Source organism: Klebsiella ornithinolytica NBRC 105727 = ATCC 31898 (assembly GCF_001598295.1).
In the GTDB taxonomy this organism is placed as follows: Bacteria; Pseudomonadota; Gammaproteobacteria; order Enterobacterales; family Enterobacteriaceae; genus Klebsiella; species Klebsiella ornithinolytica.
The window spans coordinates 346,706-366,786 of record NZ_BCYR01000004.1; the positions used below are offsets into that span (position 1 = coordinate 346,706).

16 protein-coding genes are annotated in these 20,081 nt (G+C 46.9%); 7 read left to right on the forward strand and 9 right to left on the reverse strand.

The annotated features are described in order from the left end of the window. Positions 1 to 357: 357 nt before the first annotated feature. Together ROR01S_RS11435 and ROR01S_RS11440 are read left to right on the forward strand one after the other, a co-directional pair. Positions 358 to 1,266, forward strand: a complete 909-nt coding sequence (locus ROR01S_RS11435; RefSeq protein ID WP_064359493.1) for a winged helix-turn-helix domain-containing protein — start codon at positions 358 to 360, stop codon at positions 1,264 to 1,266. Next, positions 1,266 to 1,739, forward strand: a complete 474-nt coding sequence (locus ROR01S_RS11440; RefSeq protein WP_064357581.1) for a YqeJ family protein — start codon at positions 1,266 to 1,268, stop codon at positions 1,737 to 1,739. Before ROR01S_RS11435 ends, ROR01S_RS11440 begins: the two co-directional genes overlap by 1 nt. Positions 1,740 to 1,992: 253 nt before the next feature. Here ROR01S_RS11440 and ROR01S_RS11445 read toward each other — a convergent pair whose 3' ends face one another. The 7 genes from ROR01S_RS11445 to ROR01S_RS11475 form a co-directional block, all read right to left on the reverse strand. After that, positions 1,993 to 2,469 carry a YqeJ family protein gene (locus tag ROR01S_RS11445; RefSeq protein WP_015585256.1) on the reverse strand — a complete coding sequence of 159 codons (477 nt, stop codon included), beginning with the start codon at positions 2,467 to 2,469 and terminating at the stop codon, positions 1,993 to 1,995. Between the two features lies 1 nt (position 2,470). Then, entirely contained in the window at positions 2,471 to 3,358 is an 888-nt protein-coding gene (locus ROR01S_RS11450; protein ID WP_073972297.1) for a winged helix-turn-helix domain-containing protein, read from the reverse strand. 526 nt (positions 3,359 to 3,884) lie between these two features. Then, positions 3,885 to 4,799 carry a winged helix-turn-helix domain-containing protein gene (locus tag ROR01S_RS11455; protein WP_064359495.1) on the reverse strand — a complete coding sequence of 305 codons (915 nt, stop codon included), beginning with the start codon at positions 4,797 to 4,799 and terminating at the stop codon, positions 3,885 to 3,887. A gap of 761 nt (positions 4,800 to 5,560) precedes the next feature. Then, positions 5,561 to 6,604 carry a fimbrial protein gene (locus tag ROR01S_RS11460; protein WP_162268835.1) on the reverse strand — a complete coding sequence of 348 codons (1,044 nt, stop codon included), beginning with the start codon at positions 6,602 to 6,604 and terminating at the stop codon, positions 5,561 to 5,563. 22 nt (positions 6,605 to 6,626) lie between these two features. After that, on the reverse strand, positions 6,627 to 9,173 hold the full coding sequence (locus ROR01S_RS11465) for a fimbria/pilus outer membrane usher protein (protein WP_064359497.1): 2,547 nt from the start codon (positions 9,171 to 9,173) through the stop codon (positions 6,627 to 6,629). Between the two features lie 29 nt (positions 9,174 to 9,202). After that, positions 9,203 to 9,892, reverse strand: coding sequence for a fimbrial biogenesis chaperone (locus ROR01S_RS11470; protein ID WP_032716439.1), 690 nt, complete (start codon positions 9,890 to 9,892; stop codon positions 9,203 to 9,205). A 61-nt stretch (positions 9,893 to 9,953) separates the two neighbouring features. Beyond that, complete coding sequence (locus ROR01S_RS11475) at positions 9,954 to 10,520, reverse strand: fimbrial protein (RefSeq protein WP_032716440.1); 567 nt, start codon at positions 10,518 to 10,520, stop codon at positions 9,954 to 9,956. Positions 10,521 to 11,555: 1,035 nt separating this feature from the next. On the opposite strand from ROR01S_RS11475, the gene ROR01S_RS11480 reads away from it, so the two are divergent. The 4 genes from ROR01S_RS11480 (at position 11,556) to yjeJ (ending at position 16,227) form a co-directional block, all read left to right on the forward strand. Next, the gene (locus ROR01S_RS11480) at positions 11,556 to 11,900 is read left to right on the forward strand and encodes a hypothetical protein (protein WP_255265542.1); all 345 of its coding nucleotides are present in this window, start codon (positions 11,556 to 11,558) and stop codon (positions 11,898 to 11,900) included. Between the two features lie 62 nt (positions 11,901 to 11,962). Next, the gene (locus tag ROR01S_RS11485; RefSeq protein ID WP_032716441.1) at positions 11,963 to 13,246 is read left to right on the forward strand and encodes an HlyD family secretion protein; all 1,284 of its coding nucleotides are present in this window, start codon (positions 11,963 to 11,965) and stop codon (positions 13,244 to 13,246) included. Beyond that, on the forward strand, positions 13,239 to 15,350 hold the full coding sequence (locus tag ROR01S_RS11490) for a peptidase domain-containing ABC transporter (protein WP_032716442.1): 2,112 nt from the start codon (positions 13,239 to 13,241) through the stop codon (positions 15,348 to 15,350). The genes ROR01S_RS11485 and ROR01S_RS11490 overlap by 8 nt, the downstream gene beginning before the upstream one ends. A 28-nt stretch (positions 15,351 to 15,378) precedes the next feature. Then, on the forward strand, positions 15,379 to 16,227 hold the full coding sequence (yjeJ, locus tag ROR01S_RS11495) for a YjeJ family protein (RefSeq protein WP_064359499.1): 849 nt from the start codon (positions 15,379 to 15,381) through the stop codon (positions 16,225 to 16,227). Between the two features lie 210 nt (positions 16,228 to 16,437). On the opposite strand, the gene ROR01S_RS11500 is transcribed toward yjeJ, so the two are convergent. Beyond that, complete coding sequence (locus tag ROR01S_RS11500) at positions 16,438 to 17,766, reverse strand: OprD family outer membrane porin (protein WP_032716444.1); 1,329 nt, start codon at positions 17,764 to 17,766, stop codon at positions 16,438 to 16,440. 77 nt (positions 17,767 to 17,843) lie between these two features. Beyond that, positions 17,844 to 18,626, reverse strand: a complete 783-nt coding sequence (locus ROR01S_RS11505; RefSeq protein WP_015585243.1) for a histidine phosphatase family protein — start codon at positions 18,624 to 18,626, stop codon at positions 17,844 to 17,846. Between the two features lie 584 nt (positions 18,627 to 19,210). On the opposite strand from ROR01S_RS11505, the gene surE reads away from it, so the two are divergent. After that, entirely contained in the window at positions 19,211 to 20,050 is an 840-nt protein-coding gene (gene surE, locus ROR01S_RS11510) for a 5'/3'-nucleotidase SurE (RefSeq protein ID WP_155075448.1), read from the forward strand. The last annotated feature ends 31 nt before the right edge of the window (positions 20,051 to 20,081 follow it).

Here is a 20,081-nt window from a genome sequence, read left to right on the forward strand (position 1 = left end):
GCATTGGTTACCAATACGTTAAATTTTTGGATGAAAAGTTCGAAACATTTAACGGGAATTGGTAATTAATGTCGTGGCTTTACGGGTAACAAATTTCTTATCCTGTAACGACTTGTTGTAATTTATAATCAGTTACATCAATATCAATTTGGAAACAAATTAGTCATCAGTTGGTGAGCGTTGATGAAATAAATCGATACCTATCGCATTTTTAATGTTTTAATATGGATTTTTTGCCATTGGATAGCGTTAAATTTAAGTTGATAGGTTTATATCTTCTTAACTATTTTGAACTTTCTTTAGTCTAACGACTAACTATTTGATTTTAAAAATGCATGCAACAAAGGGTGTCGCAATATGGATCGCTCAGATAACATCCAAAGCTATATTATTGGCGAGGATGTTGTATTCACGCCATCCCAAAGAATGATTGTGGACAGGCTGAATTCAAAAGAAGTTAAGCTTCATGTACCTGCGAGCTGCTGCCTTGAAATTTTACTCAACAACCAGGGAAAGGTTGTTTCTCAGGATCAATTGATTCTTTGTGGGTGGGGGGAGAAACGTAATGCCGGGGTGAGTCCAAACACCTACTATCAATGTATTTTACATCTCAGAAAGTCGCTGGCCGCCATAGGATGTCTGGATGTTATTGATACGGTGCCCAGACATGGTTTGCGGTTTAATAACAGGCTCAAAGTAACATATCTGTATCCTGAGAAGAATAATGAGCAACAAACTGACAACAATATAAATCAGGACATGGAAGGAAGTATCCATAATGATATTATGGGTATTGTCATTGACAGGTCTGAGCGTGTTGAGGCTGACGATGTCGAGTCAGATGATTCAGGAAACGCGCCACAAGAGGCCGATTTTTTTGAAAGTTCAGCAGCAGAAGGGGGGATTCATGAAGGTAGCAAACGGCATATTAAGTGGCTAAGAAATGCAGGCATTGTCACTATATCCGCTATTGTTTTATTCAGCATCATGACATTTCTTCATAAACCGGGAGGTGAAGCCTTTTCGGACTATAGCAAACTCTCTTTTGAGGGCTGTACTGTCTTTGTGGCAGACCAAAAATACGCTGTCACTGAAATTAAGAAAATCCTCAATACGCTAGGCCTGCCGTGTTCTGACAAAACTATTGTCTATTTTACCGCTTCCCCTATGAATACCCGCTTAAATTTTATGTATTGTTCTGTTTACACTAAAAAGAATCAAAACTGTCGCTCCCTGACAATAATGAAAACCATGAAGGTACACTAATGCGCGTTAAAATATATTGTCTTTCTGCGTTATTGGTCGTGGTGCTGTTTATCATTTTTTATTATTTTGAACCATTTATTCCAAATAAAATAATAGTATGTCAGAGCCGCCACACTCTGATTCATGATGATTTTCGTCTGGATTCAAACATTGGCTTTACGCTAGGAAACCATAAAGGTGAACTCACGATTTATGGCATCGCCGAGGAGAACGGCAGACGATCGCAGATCAGTAGAGTGATTAATTTTACCTATATTAATCATGATGATATCTATGTTCTTAAAAATCAATATGTTGAGCATCTTAGCACCGATAGCAGTAGCGACAGCAATGCGGATGACCATTTTCCGGCTTTCTTTTATGAACCAGGGAAAGAGATTACGTTTAAAATTGAATATGATGAATATCATAACCCGGTGCTTTATTTGCACAGCATGCCAACATTCTATTGTAAAAAATATCGAGATATTTAAATACGAAGAAAAATGCCGCCTGCTGTCGGCAATGATTCACGCTATCTGCTATTGGCTTAACTGCCGTTACCGACAGGTCGCCTTGCGGACAATATGATACGCTGATGTTATGGATTATCTCGCCATCAGGATAGCGCATGCTGTTGCGCATCACTGGTGTATCTGAGTCGTTTACTGCTGCGCATATGCTTCGTTTTTGCGGTTTTCCTTAGACGAGAGCGGCGAGAATGATGAGTCTGATTAATAATACGCCTCAGATGTCGTCTTGTTTATGACATACATAGGCCGGTAACGTAGAGAAGATAAATAAATAGCTATGCTGCTGTTCAATCATTTTTACGTAAATGTCTTTTTGGGGATAGATGAAAAATAATGGCTCATATTTTTCCAACCAACTGCTGCTGATGCTTTCATCAGGAAATATCACATTGGTCACTGAGGTCAAATGGTAGGTGTTATTCTTCCTTTGAATGTTGAAGAATATCTTGCGGTTAAATCTTTTCGTTTTGTCGTTAACGGAGTAGCCATTCATACTGAGCAGGCCGCTATCTTTGTTTATCCTGTAAGTGAGTGAAATATTGAGTTGTTCATCAGTATTATGCTGTACAAAGTTAGCTTTGCATGTAAATTCAGGAGGCTGAGAGCGTTTCCATAATGAATAGCCTGCCAGGATTAAGGTAAAAAACAGGCATACGCAAAGCACATACACCGAAGTTCGGTAATGTATCATTTTAATGATCCTCAATAAAATAATCTGAAATACAGTAGTTGGGACGGGTCATAGGTTTGTTACACCGAATAACGGAAGCCCTGGGTAGCATGGCATAACGGCTGATGTATACCCATGGGAATTTTTTACAGTCAGGTTTGAATTGATTGCCATAGGTGAGCGCCGCCGCTTTCTCATCGGTGTTATGAATCTCTTTATTAAGAAAAAAGTGGCAGCCGTTGGTGTTTACGGCAAGCATGTAGTTTTCGAAGTATCGACTTCCCTGGAACTGAGCGAGTATGACTTTGATATCGGCCAGCAGGATAGAAAAAATAAGCGCGGTGATTAAAAAAAAAAGCTTACTGAATTTCCTGATACCTGCTTTATTCAGACTTTGTTCGGCAGGTATGTCGGGAACCGCTGCGACTATTCCTGATACCGGCTCCGACGCCCGTAAACTGCCGATATGGTCTGAGTCCGCTGAGTCAGGCGTATCGTGGTGGACAGGCCGGGCACCCTCCTCGGTTTTTGACTCCTCAACATTAGCGATCGGCAGGATATCGGCGGATTCAATAACCTGAACCTGCGTTTCACGGGCCAACGTTAAACCGATACGCGGTATCGTGGTAATAGGATCGGCGGGAAATCCAACTTCTTTCAGACCCTTTCGGAGTAGACAAATATTCTGATAGTAGGTATTTGCAGAAACGACGAGCCCGAGTTTCTCCCAGACGTTATACATAAATTCCTGCTGTGTAACTATCGTATTTGAACTCTCAATTAATAGTAATAAACAACGACTTGCAGGAGAGTTTAAGACCACCATTTGCGTGGGATTGATAAGGTTCCTTAACTGGCGAGTCGTGGGGTGAAATTCAACAATGTTGTTAATAATGTAATATCTATGCATGGATTATATAAAACTCTTTCAGGAACAGGAGGGCTTTATCTCGGCGGATGCAGATAAAAATTAAGAACTTTTCACATTCAAAAAAAATTATAAATGATAGATTAAGCTCTGCATATTATGGCGCCTGGCGAAAATTCTTATTTATACCGTTACGGTGAATCACCATGATTGCTCGCCAGCCATGTGGGAGGGGTATTCTGTTCATCAAGATAATTTCTGACTGTACGGCAGAGGGCGCTACCTCTCCTGGAGTTCATGTCTGTCGTCTTAACGTAAGTAAGGAAAGCCACTGTTGATCTGGCGTCACAGCGTTGTCGTCGGGCGATCTGCCGATGCGCTCGGGGTGTATGAGCTGCTTTCGTAAGCCATGAAAGGGTAAGCGGAGTTATGTGAGGGAGAGGGAGTCTGCCGCAGAGTGGATAGCTGACTGGCCGGCACCGTTTAAGTAACAATCCACGGCCGATATTGCTTTTTCCTGCGCCTGTAAACCGGAAAAGTGGAAAATGATCGCGTAGTGCTTAAGCTGTTATTCAATGAAGTATTCTGAAATACATAAAGTAGATTGCGTGAATGGTTTATTACAGCGGATGATCGACGTTCGGGGAAAGTCAGCCAGCGTTGTTACGTATACCCAGGGGTAGTTAACACAATCACCGGTGATATGTTGGTCATATTTATTGAGTACCTCCATTTTCACACTCTCGGATACCGCTTTTGCCGATAGCACGTGGCAGCGCTGAGCTGTAGCAATCTTTACATAGTCAGAGAAATAGTTGTCTTTTATCGCTGTCAGATATGAGAAAAGCAGCGTGATGAATGCCAGGCTTATCGCCAGCAGAACGCCATTTTTTACGCTAAAGCCCATCCGGTATATATTTGTTCTGGTAAGCGAGGGGGGAAGGAAACGGTGCTCTGCTGCAGGAGATGGGGAAACTTGTTCCGCATATTCACAGGTAGTCGGCAGGGTGGTGGCGGGAAGCCGATGGCTATATTCTTCCACCACCGTGTTTTCGTCGGATTGGCCAGCCCCGGTTTCGACTTCAGGAGTGGTTTCCGTGACTAATTTCCGAATCTGGGTACCTGTAGCCAGAGTAAGCCCAATACGGGGAAGGGTGATAATGGTATTATCCTCCAGCCCGGCGTGGATAAGGCTTCTGCGGAGAATTGAGATATTTTGATAGTAGGTGTTGCTGGTCACCTTCATACCACTCTGTTTCCAGGCAATATCCATAAAATCCTGCTGTGTCACGATATTACCGATATTATTAATGAGTAACTGCAAACAGCGACCTGCGGGGACACTCAGCGTTACCTTCAACGCCGGATTATGGATATTGCATAACATATTGGTCGCAGGTTGAAACGTCACGCAGTCGTTAATAACATAATACGTATGCGCATCTGCTAACCATTTATATCGTTCATTGCTGCCATTTTTCATTGTATTGATCTCCTGGCGAAAAGGGATACATAATCACGTAAACAGGAAAGCTACATAATGAATCTTTGTTATTATTTTTGCTTTATTTGACCCTAGAGATATTACCTCATCGTGATGCCGGCTGAAGGGCTGCAGCCTGTTGAGGAGGTTGGACGTGTCAAACGAAAGCGTAGAAAGAGCTCATCTCTGCGTTAATGGCAGCCAGGCTGGGGGGCGATATGCTGTGCTGAACTTCAGGTCTGACTAAGCGCCTGTCCTATCATGGCTATTTTACTTGCCACTTTGGACCTGAGCAGTGCCGAAATTCTCAGGTACTACGCGTACGCGCTGGTTTCTGCGCGCTGCCTGTCTCCACACTGGATCACCACGAACGCCCGCCGTGGCGCCGCCATACTTTATGCGCATGGGCGTTGGTTTTATTACCCGGCTCATCCGGGAACCTCGCCCTTACGTGTCGCCGCGTCGAAGCATGTGAATCTGTTCTGGACAGATTTGTTGCTCACCCCGGTCATTTACTGGGGTACAGCTGGTACGGGCTCCCGGCGTTGCCGTTTTCTGCCACTCAGATTATTTAAGTGATAACGATTTGCGGCAAAAGGTTTTTGTGCTGCATGAGTCTGCTGTGTATCGCGGGCAGTTTGTGGAACTCAGGATGCAAGAGTGCATGTGGGATAAATTGTCTAATGATATTTATAATAGTTGTACCAGCCCGATGAATAATGCCCCCTTGCGGAGGGCATTATATATTCCGGGCCCGGGGATCAATCTTCCTGGATCACAACCTCTATCACCGCTTTGACCAGACCATCTGAAATATCATTATTCATCTTGAAATAATCAGCGGTTAAGCTGATATCCTGATCGAGGCTAAGGGACGTAATATTGTACGCATCGGTATCATAAAATTTCACTGGATTACCCTCTTTTTTCAGGATGATCCCGACATTTTTGGCGCCGCTACCTCCCGGCGCTGGGAGGATAGCATTTTCCATTACCCCAATATCGCCGGTCACCGAGCTTTTTGGGTTAAACCAGTAGGTGAGCTTCTGGCCTTGCAATTCACTGGGGCAGGTAATATTCATGTCAATGGTTTTGCCTTTGCCGGTTGCCGCGCCGGAGGAAAGCGCTAACAACTCGCTTTTATTAATTCTTTGCAGATTGACCGTGCTGGGACCCTTCACCGAAATATTACAGCTCTCATTACGAAAGGAAACTCTTGTTGTTTTGGGATTTACCCAGTAGATCGCGCCCCCCCTTTCATACGTTGGATAGGCCGGGTCTCTCACGCGAAACGTAATTTCGACATTGATGTTAGTCGCCCCGCTGGTATCGATGGGGCCCGTTTTAACCAGCCACGCAGAGAAGAACGGTGTGGCGGGAAACTGTGCCGATCTGTCAAAAGGCGTCGGCCAGGACCCGGCCTCGCCGGGAACCTGTTTGCCGACGCGGCTGGCGAATATATCGCTAAATTGAATACCAATACCGGATACGCCCGTTTCATAAACGGGCATACCGCGGAGAGTCACTCCTGGAACCTGCGAAGTGCTCACTTCGACGACATATTCTGCGCCGGGATTGCACCGGAACAGCCTGTGGTGCAAATCCATGCCGCCTATTGTCTTAGAATAAAGAAATGCTCCAACCGGAAGCGCAGGATCGGCCGATATCTTAGGATATAACGTCATACCCTGGCGCTCTTCCACACCACCATCGTTGCCGGCAGCATCCGTATAAGTGCATAGCCGTGCAGCTGAAACCCCGCTACTGAAAAAGACGGCGGCCAGCAGTACAATCATTTTTTTCATTTCACTCATCTCGTTATGATGATTATCGACACAAGGCTTCAGCCTGACTGACTCCGGAATTTTTCTTCTGGCCGGCGGACAAGGTATATATGGCGGTACATTGCTGGCCTGCTTTTTTCCCCCAGCTTACCGTCAGTACGCCAGTTGGCTGAAGGCCGGTCATATAGACCATACCGGCGTCGCTCACGATACTGGCTTGAGATTTGGCGGCACCGGAAAGCGTGACCATGGCGCCAAAAGGCACTTCGCGGCCTGAAGGCGTTTTAAGATGAATAAATGCCCGCAGCCCAATATTCCCGGCATAGTTTGTGCGAACAATGGCGCCTCGCGTAGGGACAACCCGCTGGGTGGTCTGCATCAGCTCCATCTCTTCGCCAAAGGACGTGCTATCCAGAGTGATGTCGGTACTGCGGTAGGGGGTAATATAGGGAACGATGGCATAGCCGCGACCGTCCGTGACGATAGTGGAGTCCGAGCTGAGCCTGACGTTGTCTAAACCAGGGGCCTTGATCAGGACCGCTGCGTTGCTGATATTCTGCCCAAGCGTTATGCCGTCCGCGTGTGCAATCAGACTGCCATTGGCGCCGTAGTCGAACCGTCGGCTGTTGTTGTCGTAGCTGTAGCCAGCGCTTACGCTGCCTCGAGAGCCGTTGTATGCTCCCCGAATGTCGCCGCTATAGTATTCACGATTGCTATAGCCCTGCTGGATGTTCCAGTCGAGGTTGTTGTCTTCCAACGCTATACCGCCTACAGAGACGTACTGATCCGTGGAGCCTGGGCTACTTTCGGTGATTTGATAGCTGGCATAGGTATTGGGCAACCAGTTGCTCAGCGGTATGGAGATGGTGAGGGCAACGCGCTGATCGTTTCGCGATTCGCGGCTGGAACTGTGAATCCCCCAGGTATAGCGGCTATAGCTGTAGCCGAGATAGTAGTTAATTCCCCGCCAGCCGCCGTTGTAACCCAGGCTCAATGATTTATTCGTACGCTTGTTATCCCAGTAATCTTCTACAAGCGCGCTGATGGATACGCTGCCATGCGCTCTTCCCAGACTTTGGTTCAGGGTGAAGTTAGTGCGATTGCGTAAAGAACGGCCGGAGTAGTAATACCCGTCATGGGCATAGGTGTTAAGCACCTCAGAGAGCGTGTTAAACCCTTTTGTCGAGTAGCGATAGCCGGCAATGGTAAAGTTGGTCCCGGTTTCAATAATATTTTTACCGTAGCGTAAACGCCACGACTGGCCGGACGTTTTATCGTCATAGCGTTTTTTAGACCATGCCTGGGTCACATCTGCCGAGAGGGCGCCAAGACTGGCAAGGTTATAGCCAATCCCGCTTGAAAGAGCCTGATATTTGGCCGATGCCTGTACGCCGCCAAAAATCGTGGCGCTGGATGTCAATCCATACTTGGCAGTGGCCTGCGTAAAGGGCGTGTCGTCAATGGTGCCCACATACGGGCGGTACTTCCCGGAGGTGATTTCATATTCGAATTGCTTCTCGCGCAGCATCACCGGCAGGACCGCGAACGGCACGATGAAGTTCTGTCTTGAGCCGTCGGACTCTTCAACCGTCACGTACAGATCGCCGCTGCCGCCGCTCGGATACATGTCGGTAATTTCAAAGGCGCCTGGGGCGACGTAGGTCTGGTAAACCTGATAGCCGTTCTGCTTGATGACAACGCGGGCGTTGGTTTTAGCAATACCACGGATTACCGGAGCATAGCCGCGCATACTTTCTGGCAGCATGCTGGTATCCGTCGCCAGCTGCACCCCGGAAAAGGGGACGCTGTCAAATATGCCGGACAGGGAAGAGCTTTCACCGATGATCAGATTGCTGCTGATAGAGCGTAAGCTGCGTTGGAGATAAAGATAAGCGGAATCAAAATGGTCTGATTCACCCTTGCTTTTATTCCACATGCTCAGGTTTCTGACCCGCCACGGGCCGATATTTATCCCGGATTCCAGGTTCAGGCTATAGTATTCATTATCGCTTTTATAATCCTGAGAACCATTGAATTGATAGTTTACAAACATGGCGTTGATGCCGTCATCAAATTTTTCCGGCGGGATGTAGTCATTGGCCACGGTACTTATCGCGGCCTGAGGCACGGAAATATCTAAGCGCTGAGCGGCAAAATCGAAAATGGTTTTGCTGTCCGGGATGATATCGAAATTGCTACACCCTTGTTCACTCTCCTTGAGCTCAGGGAATGACTTGACTCTGACACCATATTGCGAGAGTACATCTAACGTAAAGCAGGGAATAAGATTGAGCTTTTTATCGAGTTTATTGCTCCGGGTGTCCGTGATAAATTTAACATTTTTGGTTTCCAGGTAACGGCCATTAAAAACAACATCAACCCGATAGTCTCCCGGAGCCTGGGCATTGACCGATTGATAAACTGACAGATCGGGAATGTTGGATGTGTCACCTCCATTGACTGATGAAATGAATGTCGGGTCAAAGAATTCACGGGCGTTCACTTTAGTGTGAATACTCGCCGTCATTATAGTAATAATAGCTATGCAGATCGTAGATAGCCTGAAGGTATTGTTGTGTTCTATAGGCATAAAAACATCCATTTATAAATGCGAACTGTTTATGGCAGTTGCGATGAATAGAGGGAACCTGCTCCTCCATAATCATTCACTATTTTCCACGTGACTTTGGTAGCATTACCGTTATCTTTTAGCGTTATAACTTTTGATGAAAAGGGTTCAATGAATTTAATTTTTGCCTGATATTCATTGGCGCCAATTTGTACGTTTCTAAAATAGTAAAAGAAAGGCGTCGGGTTTTTAATGGTGAGCTGTTTACCCGCTCTGCGCCACTCTATTTTTTGGGCTTCGGTATTATTGGATAACTCAGCTAACGCTTTGGGCCGATAGATTAATCGCATGCGATGCCTGACGGCGAGCTGTATAGTATTGCTGTTCGCATAGGTATCATCAGACGGTGGTATCGCCATGATGTTAAAAAAATAGGATGATTCGCGGTCAGTGGGAGCATTGATGCTAGCTACAGAGAATATACGGACAGTATTCTTCTGCTTCATCTCCAGGCGAAAAAGCGGAGGTGTCACTATGAAGGCTGGTGTTTTCCCTTCTGGCGCTTCAACCCATGATTTGATCAGATAAGGCATTTCGTCTTTATTATCAATTTGCGCAGATATCTCACGAGCGCCTTCTTTATAAAGATAGCGGGTTGATTCGATAACAATTCCTGCATGCGCAAAACCACTCAGCATCATGGCGAAGGCAAGGGTTGCCTTGATCATCATCTGGTACATTAGATTCCTTCAGCATTTAATTAAAAAGGTCTGCCGGAATGACAGACCCTTTAAAAATTAATTAGATGGTGTAATCAATGGTAAAGGTCGCAATGCCTTTCACCGGACCTTCAGTGACCGGGTTAGCGGCATTGACTTTCACATAACCTGCCAGGTACTCCAGGTTAGTTGCCTGGTGTGGGGTATAGGATTCGGCAAGCGGAGTGCCATCAAACTGGATACGCGCGCTGTTGCTCTTTTTCTGAATACCGATACCGATGTTTCCGGCACCGTTAGCTGCCACGTTATCCAGAATTTCAGGTGATGAAGAGGTCGTACCGGTAACTTTAACGCTCAGGCCGGTTACGTTGTTTTCATCCGGGCCGCCAATAGCGCAATCAGTCACCTGGAAACCAAACTGCTGGTGTTTAAATAAGGTATTCGCTGATTGACCAGTAGCTTCAGCAGTGGTCACCGTCATCAGCTTAACAATACCGTTGTTAAGCGTACCGGTTGGCGTGACGACGCAAGAGGTTTGGGAGTCTGCCACTTCGCCCAGGATAGTCACTTCAGCCTGGTTTGTTGCCAAAGCCTGAGCACTGAAAGCCGCAGAGGCAGTAATAACCATAGCCAGAATTGTTTTTTTCATCCGTTTAATCCATTCATTTAAAGTTAAATTATTAATACCGGAAAAGGTGCCGAAATTAGACTTCAGAAACTGATCCCGTATGTATCCGTATATACTTACTCTTTAACCATTTAACGGTTTGTGTTAACGGTTTGTGTGGGTAAGCGGTGCTATATTAATCGCGGCTCGCACAAATACTCATCTGATTTTTCTTTAATAAAGCTGAAGGGGGTGAATAACTGTCGATTAACCTCTGGATGTGGTTTGCTGATTTAAGTGGAACAGGATGCGCCGGCCGCCATAACCGGGAGCTCAGGCGTAAAAAATGATGCGCAGAGAACAATTATAAAGTTAAACAAAGTTAATAGCTGTTAAGTGCTTAAATGATCGGGTTTAATCTTAATGATGGCATATAGTTTGCTTTTATTACGACAGCACATTAGTGGAACGTTTATAATAATGGCGATGTTGTTAATAACTTTAGGTTTATTATTAATGACTGTTGTATTATCGTCTTTACTGGTCTCTGCGATACCTTGAAACATCTTGTGGTGCAGCAGGTAAAATGAGGATAGGGTAGAGATATGTGCAGATTTAAACTTGCTGTGGCTAAGGCGGGAAACATTTGTCATATCGGTTCTGTGGTTTTGCTGTTATCTGTTACGCTGACTTGTATCTGACGTCACCAGCTATATTGCTTTTAATATTACCTGGGTGAATCTAATTTTTTGTGATTCAGAAAATTTAATCATTTCTCTCGCTTCTCTTTCTGCGACTGACCAGGGCCGGTGCTTTGTTCTGTCAGTGCCGCAACGCATATACATGCGAAGCATACTGGTTATCGCAGGTTGCTTAACGTCTGATGTTTATTCCCGCGGATGCCAGGATGGGGCCTGAATCATATTTTTATTTCTTATTTTATTTTGCACTGTAGAACATTCATGAAACTAAAGTTGTTTTTTTAGCGGAAGACCTGAAAATAGCCACCCATCAGCACAGCATATGTGATTGATAAATTTATACCATCTGGAATATACAAGTTTATATAAGGACTAAATGATGAAAGAACTTTCTTTTGAAGAAATGAGTGTGGTATCCGGGGCGTACTCCTGGAGCAGTCCGTGGGATATCTTTGGCAATATCGGCGAAGCGGTGGTTAGTGCGACGCTGGGCGCGGTGGCGGGCTTTGCCGCCGGAGCTATTATTGGCGGTAAACACGGCGGTGACGGTGGTGGGGTCCTTGGCTTTGGTACTATTGGTCAGGGCGTTGGTATGATCGTTGGCGGTATTATTGGTGGTATTACCTGCGGGATTGGCGGGGCAATTGTAGGGTTTGAAAACACATGGGAATATACTCAGAAAACACTTGACGGTTTCCTTGACGGTACTTTCAAACCTTGATTTTAAAGTAGCATCTAGTTTGGCCCGATGCGTCGGGCCTTTTAATATCAGGCCGGGTACTCATGGGTAAAAGATTGTTCAGGCGGGAAGCGATAGAGCATCAGAGAAGCTACTGGAAAGGAAGAGTCATTCTGCTCAGAGGCGTTTCACCATTAATCATTTCCGCATGCTGCGTTGCTTTTCTAGTGATGATTATTGCGATGCTTTGTCTGTTTAAATATACCAAAAGAATCGATGTTGTTGGTGAGGTTATCACGTTACCGCATCCTCTTAACATATCTTCACCGCAGCCTGGTTCAGTCTCCAGGCAGTCTATTCAGGTCGGGGATGTGGTTAAGAAGGGTGAGGTATTATTTGAACTTGATGTATCTAAAAGTACCGATGGTGGGAACGTCAGTGATACTAATGTTGCAATGGTGAAAGCAAAGATAGTTAATGCTGAAGATATCATCGCGAAGCTTAAGGTAAACAAAGATGGTTTCATTGAGACAACGCACCGTCAGATTCTGCGTTATGAACACTCCCTGAATGAAACTGAAAAGATGCTGACTACGGCGCAAAAGGGGCTCACCCACATAGAGAAATCGCTACAAAACTATAGCGACTATCTTAAGAGAGGGTTAATCAATAAAGATCAGTACAATAATCAGCACTCTCTTTTTGTGCAACAGCAAAATGCGTTTCAGTCATTATCATCGCAAAAAATGCAGCTGGAATTACAGCTCACGCAGACGCGGAGTGATTTAACCGTCAAGACGGCAGAACTTGATAACCAGATTACCTCGCAATATTCTCAGCTGAGAGATCTGCAGACGCAGCTCATTGAAAATAGCGCCAACGGTAAAATTGTAGTGAAGTCGACTATTGATGGCCGGGTCGAATCGATTGCGGTTACCCGCGGTCAAATGGTGGAAGCCGGGAGCAGCCTGGCTCAGGTAAAACAACTTACCGGTATTGAGTACTATTTATTGCTGTGGTTACCCGACAACAGTTTACCCTATGTCAAAATCGGCGATATCGTTAATATTCGCTACGATGCATTTCCTTCCGATAAATTTGGTCAGTTTTCGGGGAAAGTGCTGTCGATATCATCGATGCCGGCGACCCGACGGGAGTTGGCTGAATATAGTAATAACCAGATGAGCAATGCGCCAGCGCCTACGTTATATAAAGCAATCATCAATATTAAAGACAAAGAATTTATCTATAAAGATCGCAGGCTGGTTCTGGCGAATGGCCTCAAGGCGAAAAGTATCGTTTTTACTGAGGAAAGACCGCTGTACCAGTGGCTATTCTCGCCAGTATATAAAGTCGTTCAGAGTCTGAAGGGACCCGGAGATGAATAAAGATGTGCTTGATTCTATTTTTAAAAGAATCAATTTTTCCATGAAAAACAAAGTTCCGGTTATTATCCAGTCTGAGTCAACGGAATGCGGTAATGCTTGTTTATCAATGATTTGCGGTTTCTACGGGAAAGATATCGATCTGTTTAATTTTCGTAACCGCTACGGTTCCACTTCACAAGGGGCGACATTAAACGTTCTGGCGGCGATTGCGCAGAAGGCTGGACTCAAGACGCGGGCCCTGTCGCTGGATATTGCCGAGATCAAGGAACTCCGGCTGCCGTGCATCCTGCACTGGTCGTTAAACCATTTTGTCGTTCTGGTGGCGATAAAAGGGAAGCGTTTCATTATTCACGATCCGGCGCTGGGAAGACGCGTGGTGCATCTTCAGGAATTATCAGAAAACTTCAGCGGTATTGCGCTGGAGGCATGGCCTGATAGCGACTTTCGCCAGGAAAAGCAGCGCTCCCGACTTAAGCTACTGGACTTAATGCACAACATGGTTGGCCTCAAGTCGGCACTGATCAAAATATTCATGCTGTCCGTGGTGATTGAAACGGTGAATTTGCTGTTGCCGATGGGGACGCAGATCGTGACTGACCATGTCATTACCGCACATGACGAAAACCTGCTGCTGGTCATCTGCGTCGGGTTAATGTTTTTTACCATTTTTAAAACCTGGGTCAGCATGATCCGCGCGTGGGTCTCTCTCAAGTTGAATACGCTGACCGACGTGCAGTGGAAAACCAGCTTTTTTGATCATCTGATGAGCCTGCCGCTGGCATTTTTTGAAAAGCGCCAGTTAGGGGATATACAGTCGCGGTTTGCTTCTCTGGATATCATTCGCGCAACGTTTACCAACAGCATCGTGACGGGAATGATCGACTCGATCATGACTATTGGCCTGCTTATCATGCTGAGTTTGTATGGCGGCTGGCTGGTCTGGGTAGTATTAGGTTTTACCGTTTGCTACGCCATCATGCGAGCGCTGACCTATAAGTTTTATCGTACCGTCAGCGAGGAGTTAATCGTCAAACGTGCGCGTTCTGGCTCGCATTTTATGGAGTCGTTGTACGGTATTGCGACGATAAAATCGCTTAATCTCAAAAACAGACGCTCGCAACATTGGCTGAACACCAATATTGATGTCAGCAATGCCGGTCTGAAACAGACGCGTTTTGATATGCTGTTCGGCGGCATAAACACGTTCATTAATTCAGCCGATCAGGTTGTGATTTTATGGCTGGGCGCGCAGATGGTGATGGATAATACTATGACCATTGGTATGTTTATGGCGTTTAATGCCTATCGCGGCCAGTTTACTCAACGTGCCGCCTCGTTAATCGATTTGACGATGCAGCTGAAAATGCTGTCGCTGCACAACGAACGTATTTCTGAAATTGTCTATAGTGAGCCGGAGGTCGACTCCCCGTTAAGAAACGTTTTCGAAGAGAATGTTGGCGTCTCTCTGGAGGTTCGGGACTTAGCCTATCAGTATGATTTATTGTCAAAACCTGTTTTTTCTAACGTCAATATTAGCGTGGCCGCAGGAGAGTCCGTCGCGCTGGTCGGCGTGTCGGGCATTGGTAAGACGACACTATTAAAAGTCATGTCGGGTCTGCTCACGCCTGAACGAGGCGAGATATTTATCGGTGGTTTCGATATTAACAAAATTGGCATTAATAATTTCCGCAGCAATATCGCCTGCGTCTTACAGGAAGATCGTCTTTTTTCCGGATCCATTACCGATAATATTTCGGGGTTTGACGATGAGGTAGATGAGGCGCTGGTCATCGAGTGTGCGATGCAATGTAATATCCATGAAGAGATTTTACGCATGCCGATGGGCTATGAAACGATTATCGGGGAACTGGGTGCCGGGATTTCTGGCGGCCAGAAGCAGCGCCTGCTGATAGCTCGCGCGCTTTATCAAAAACCACGAATATTATTTATGGATGAAGCGACCAGTCATCTCGATATCAATAATGAAAAGATAATTAATGCAGCGATTGAATCCTTAAATATTACCCGGATTATTATTGCTCATCGTCCTTCGACTATTGCCTGTGCCGACAGGATTATTGATTTGGCAAAAATCACACCGTGACGTCATATTTTATTAAGAGAATCATTTTATGAACAAACTAATGGGTATTAATACCGGGATTATTAAATCAGCGACAGGCGTACTAGCGTTGGCGCTGAAAGCACACAGTGCATCGGGCTCCGAAAGTCTCATTTATCTGCCGCCCGATCGGCTACAGTCCCTGCTTTTTGCCGTCTTTAGCAGTTATCGCAGGCTGCAGATGATGTTCCGGGAGGATGCTGAGAGCGTCAGAGAGCAGGTGATTGCCCAGTCTGAAGCGTTAAATAGCCGGATCCCTGTCGTCACGCTTGATGAGGTCCAGCAGCCCGATGTCGCTCTGCGGACGATCGATTTTGTGATGAAGCCGTATCAGGAACGGGTCACGTTTTTGTTCTTTTTGCAAAATGATAGCGTGGTCGCTATCGATCTGGCATTGACTCAGATGGAGTATCTACTGGGGCTATTATTAACCACGATCCAAAAGACAGAAGATCGGGACTTTATTTCACTGGCATTACGGGAAAACGATTTTATACCTTTCTATACCGTTGACTTTATGCCTGCGAATGGCGAGGGCATTAAATATAATCAATTTGATGTTCCCGCCTGGAAATTCGCCGCGTTGGACGATTTTTATTCACTGCTTATCGTGCAGGATAATGGTGATATTCCGTGCGGGGTTATTATTAAAGCGGTACCGGGAATTGAACCGAGCCGGGTAAACGCGATTGGTGAGCTGTTGCTCAACAATAACTCGTTACTCATACCCTATCGGCAGCACACCATGACCTTTGAGTATGAAAAGATGGATCCCGCCGCGACAGTAGAGGAGAGAGAGAGTCTGCTAAAGGCGCATATTAAACATCGGCAGGCAAAGATAGATTTATCAGCCCGCTAGAGTCAATCCATCGCCAGGCAAGCCAGCAACAGAGCCCGGAAATCGGGCCTGTCAGCGACGCGGCCACACATCACATTTTTTCGTTCACACGCGCCGGCAAAACGCTTTTTGCGGTCATGATTGTTGAGTGCAGACTCAACAGCGCCTCTTGCTATTTATCGGCGCTGATGGTCTGCAGCGAGAGTTGTTCTTTTACGGCAGGATGAATGATCAGAACAGACTAAAGCGATACTCGATGATGACCTCGGAAGAGAGGGAATTAGCCCGGATATAGTGTCCATCGTTCAGCACCGGCGTTTTTCCGTTCATACGATAGGACCATCCTGGCCCGAACATCGCCCAGACGGTCAGATTTTTCAGCTTCGGATGCGTTGGTACCCAGCGGCTAAACGCGTTGATTTCACCCGTACGCACGTGGTTGCCCTTGTAGTTGAACTGCGCAATGTTGCCCGCCAGACCTATCGCCAGCTCTGGCGTCAGGTTGTAGTCTGAAATATTTGCCAGCACCAGCTCCCCGTCACGCATGTAGTCGCTGCCGGCGTAGGCCATCGAAATAAAGGTGCCGCGTGAGTTCTTGCTCATATGCCGGGGGAAAAAGCCGATTTCGTGGGCTTTTTCGGCATCGGTATAGCCCAGCCCCCACTTCGTGCTCCAGTTATCCGCCTGCCATTTGACATCAATCGCATAATGCCGGGCATTGCTGTCGAAATCGCGCTTATTGGCCGGCATCGCTTTATATTCATCCAAAGCATGAGTGGCATAAATCTGCGTACCAATATTTAACTGCTTCAGCGGTTTGAGTTGCGTGAACAGCACATGGCGGCGCAGGTAGTTATCGCTTTCACCATAGCCGTACTGTAAATTCAGCCGGTCGCTCTGCCACAGAATATCGCCGCTGGCGATATGGTTAAGATAGCGTCCGGTGTTGGTCTGGAAGCGCTTCTTATCCGGCGAGTTACGGTCCATCGAACTTTCGATATAGGCGCCGCGCAGGGTCACGTCACCGTAGTTGACGCCGCCGGTCCAGCCGAGATAGGTGGTGGGCGACAGACGGGTAGAGGTGGAGATGACGCCAGTGTTTTTAATCATCTGCCAGCCCCAGCGGGCGTTCAGATTGAGATCGGCGAGTTGATATTTCAGCTTCATGCTGCGCTGACCAAACTTGGAGAAACCTTCGGCATTGCTCTTTTTATTACCGGTCCCGTTATTATAGAGCACGCCGCGCGAGTTAAAATAGTCGCTGGCACCCAGCTTGATGGCACCGTAATAAGTTGCATCGAAACCGATGATATCGGCGAAATAACCTGACTGGTAATCCACGGCAACGCCCTGGCCCCAGGCATTGTGCACTTTCTTGGGTTCTGTCTCTTCTTCCTTAAGATATTTCCAGTAGTTTTTAAGCGACAGCGTCATATGGGACTGGCTAAAAAAAGGATCGGCAAATACCGTATCAATCATATCCGCTTGCGCAACGTCATTCGCTGACCAGGCACAGGCAGGAAGCGTCAGCAGCATCATAGTAATAATATTATTTTTCATTATAAACCCCGAGGCGAGATGCTGCGAGCCAGCTGGGGCTGGCTTCAACAGTCATCTGCAATAATATAATTAAGCGATCAGTTATTGTTATTGAGAGCCTGCTTGCCGGCTTCGACATATTTCATGGTGCCGATTTCTGGAACCGAATAGATGCCATTTTTATAGACAATTTTCACCACCGCAGCGTTGGCCAGCGGTTTATTTTTCGCCGTGTCGTCGGTCAGGTCGGAAATCATAATTTGCATCGAGGTGCCGGACGAAATGGCGAGGATATTTTTGTCACCCTGGGACTCGGCATTTTCAACGATGGTATGCAACGCCGCCTGAGTACGGCTCTTCACCTGCTGATAATTTTCTGCCATACCTTGCGGGTCGGCAGCGGCCAGCGCGTTCTGACTTTCCGCCACCGGCAGAGTGCCTGCTTTCATTTTGCTGAACAGGGCGGCGCTGTCTTTTAACCCCAGCTGTTTTGCGCCGGCTGCGGCCATATCCTTGTTGAAGCCGCCTTCAAAGCTGCCAAAAAAGGCTTCGCGCAGGCCAGGCAGCTCGATCGGGTGATAATCGGCGATCCCGGCCTGTTTCAGAATCACCGCCAGGGTTTCCCGCTGTCGCCCGGCATCACTGGAATAAAAACGGTCGAACTTCACCTCTTTTAAACCTTCGCCGAGATAACGGGCGACGCGGATACCGTCTTCCGTCAGCGGAGAATCGGCCCATCCCTGCACGCGGTCAAAGGTATTTAATAGCGTTTTCCCGTGTCGGGCAAAATAAATATTAATGCTGCCATCGTCTTTCATTTCCGCTGCTGAACAGGTTGCGGCACTGGCGATCATGATGATTGCGGTTAGCCATTTGTTCATTTTGTTCTCCTTTTTATTATTTTAAAGCCAAAAAAAAACCTACGTCAGCGACTCGGGTTGGGCATGTGTTGCACGATGCCGCCAGAGTATATGACGTAGGTTTTGCCTGTGTTGAAAACAGTAACAATCCAATGTGGCCGACTTTATCATGTTAGCGATGGAAAAACAGGCGGAATTTGTTTTTATATTAATAAATGTGATCGTTCGCATGCCCTGTGGTTTGTTACCAATAACATTCCAACCCCCCGCCAATATCGTCAAAAAGCAGCAGGGATAATTCGCAATGATTAGCTGTTCGGATTCAGGTGAAATATCATTTTTCAGCCTTTGTTTTTAGTGGGAATAGTTTGTTGTTATTGACCGTAGTCACATAATAAGCCTTCTGCCTCTGGATTATTCTGCCGATACGGAGTATTTTTCCAACGTCCTGGGATTGTAACGGAATAACGGCAAAACCTAAGGGACCTGGCGCAAGTCAATTTGCGTGCAGGTCCCTTAGGTTTTTTTTTGCGCCAGATAAATATCTTGATACTGACTAAGGAGTGATCGTGAAAATCAACATCCTCGCCGCTGCGCTGCTCACCATGCTGACCGCCTCGACTCAGGCGGCGGAAAAACCGCTCAGAATCCTGCTGGTTAACGACGATGGCTGCCAGTCGGTTGGCACAACGTCGTTACAGGAAAAGCTGGCCGCCAAAGGGTATGACGTGTGGATGGTGGCGCCTGCGACCAACCAGAGCGGCATCGGCTCAGCGATAACCTTCAAACCGGGTAAAACGTTCGATGTTAAGAAAGTGGCTGACAAGCGCTACTGCTTCCCGGGCACGCCGGCGGATGCCGTGGATTTTGGCCTGTGGGGGGTGATGAAAGAGGCGGCGCCGGACCTGGTCATTTCTGGGGTGAATGATGGCCCCAATACCGGCATGGCGCAGGTGAACTCGGGCACCGTTAGCGCCGCGGCCCGCGCGCTGCGCTACGGTTTCCCGGCTATTGCGGCCAGCATCGGCTATCGCTTCACGGAAGAGGAGATGAAAAACAAATGGCCCAGCACGCATAAATACTGGCCCGATGCGGTGGATTACGTCGTGACCGTGGTGGATAAGCTGAACGCCACCCGCGAGCCGGGTGCCGCCTTATTACCCAAAGGGTCGGGGTTGAGTATCAACTATCCGCCGCTGCCGACAACGGAGATTAAAGGCGTCCATTACATCGACAATGAGCAGTTCCCTGTCCCGCAGATTAGCTATGAGCTACAGGCTGACGGCACGGCGAAGCAGGGCATGAACCCGGCGTCGCTGACGCCAACGACGGAGGATACCGACAGCGGCTGGTTAAATAAGGGCTACATCACTTACACCCTGTTTGACGGTTCGTGGAATGCGCCGCAGTTCCAGGCGCAGTATGAGAAATTACTGGGCCGTTAATACGGCGCTGAAGTGATAAAAGCGGGAGCCG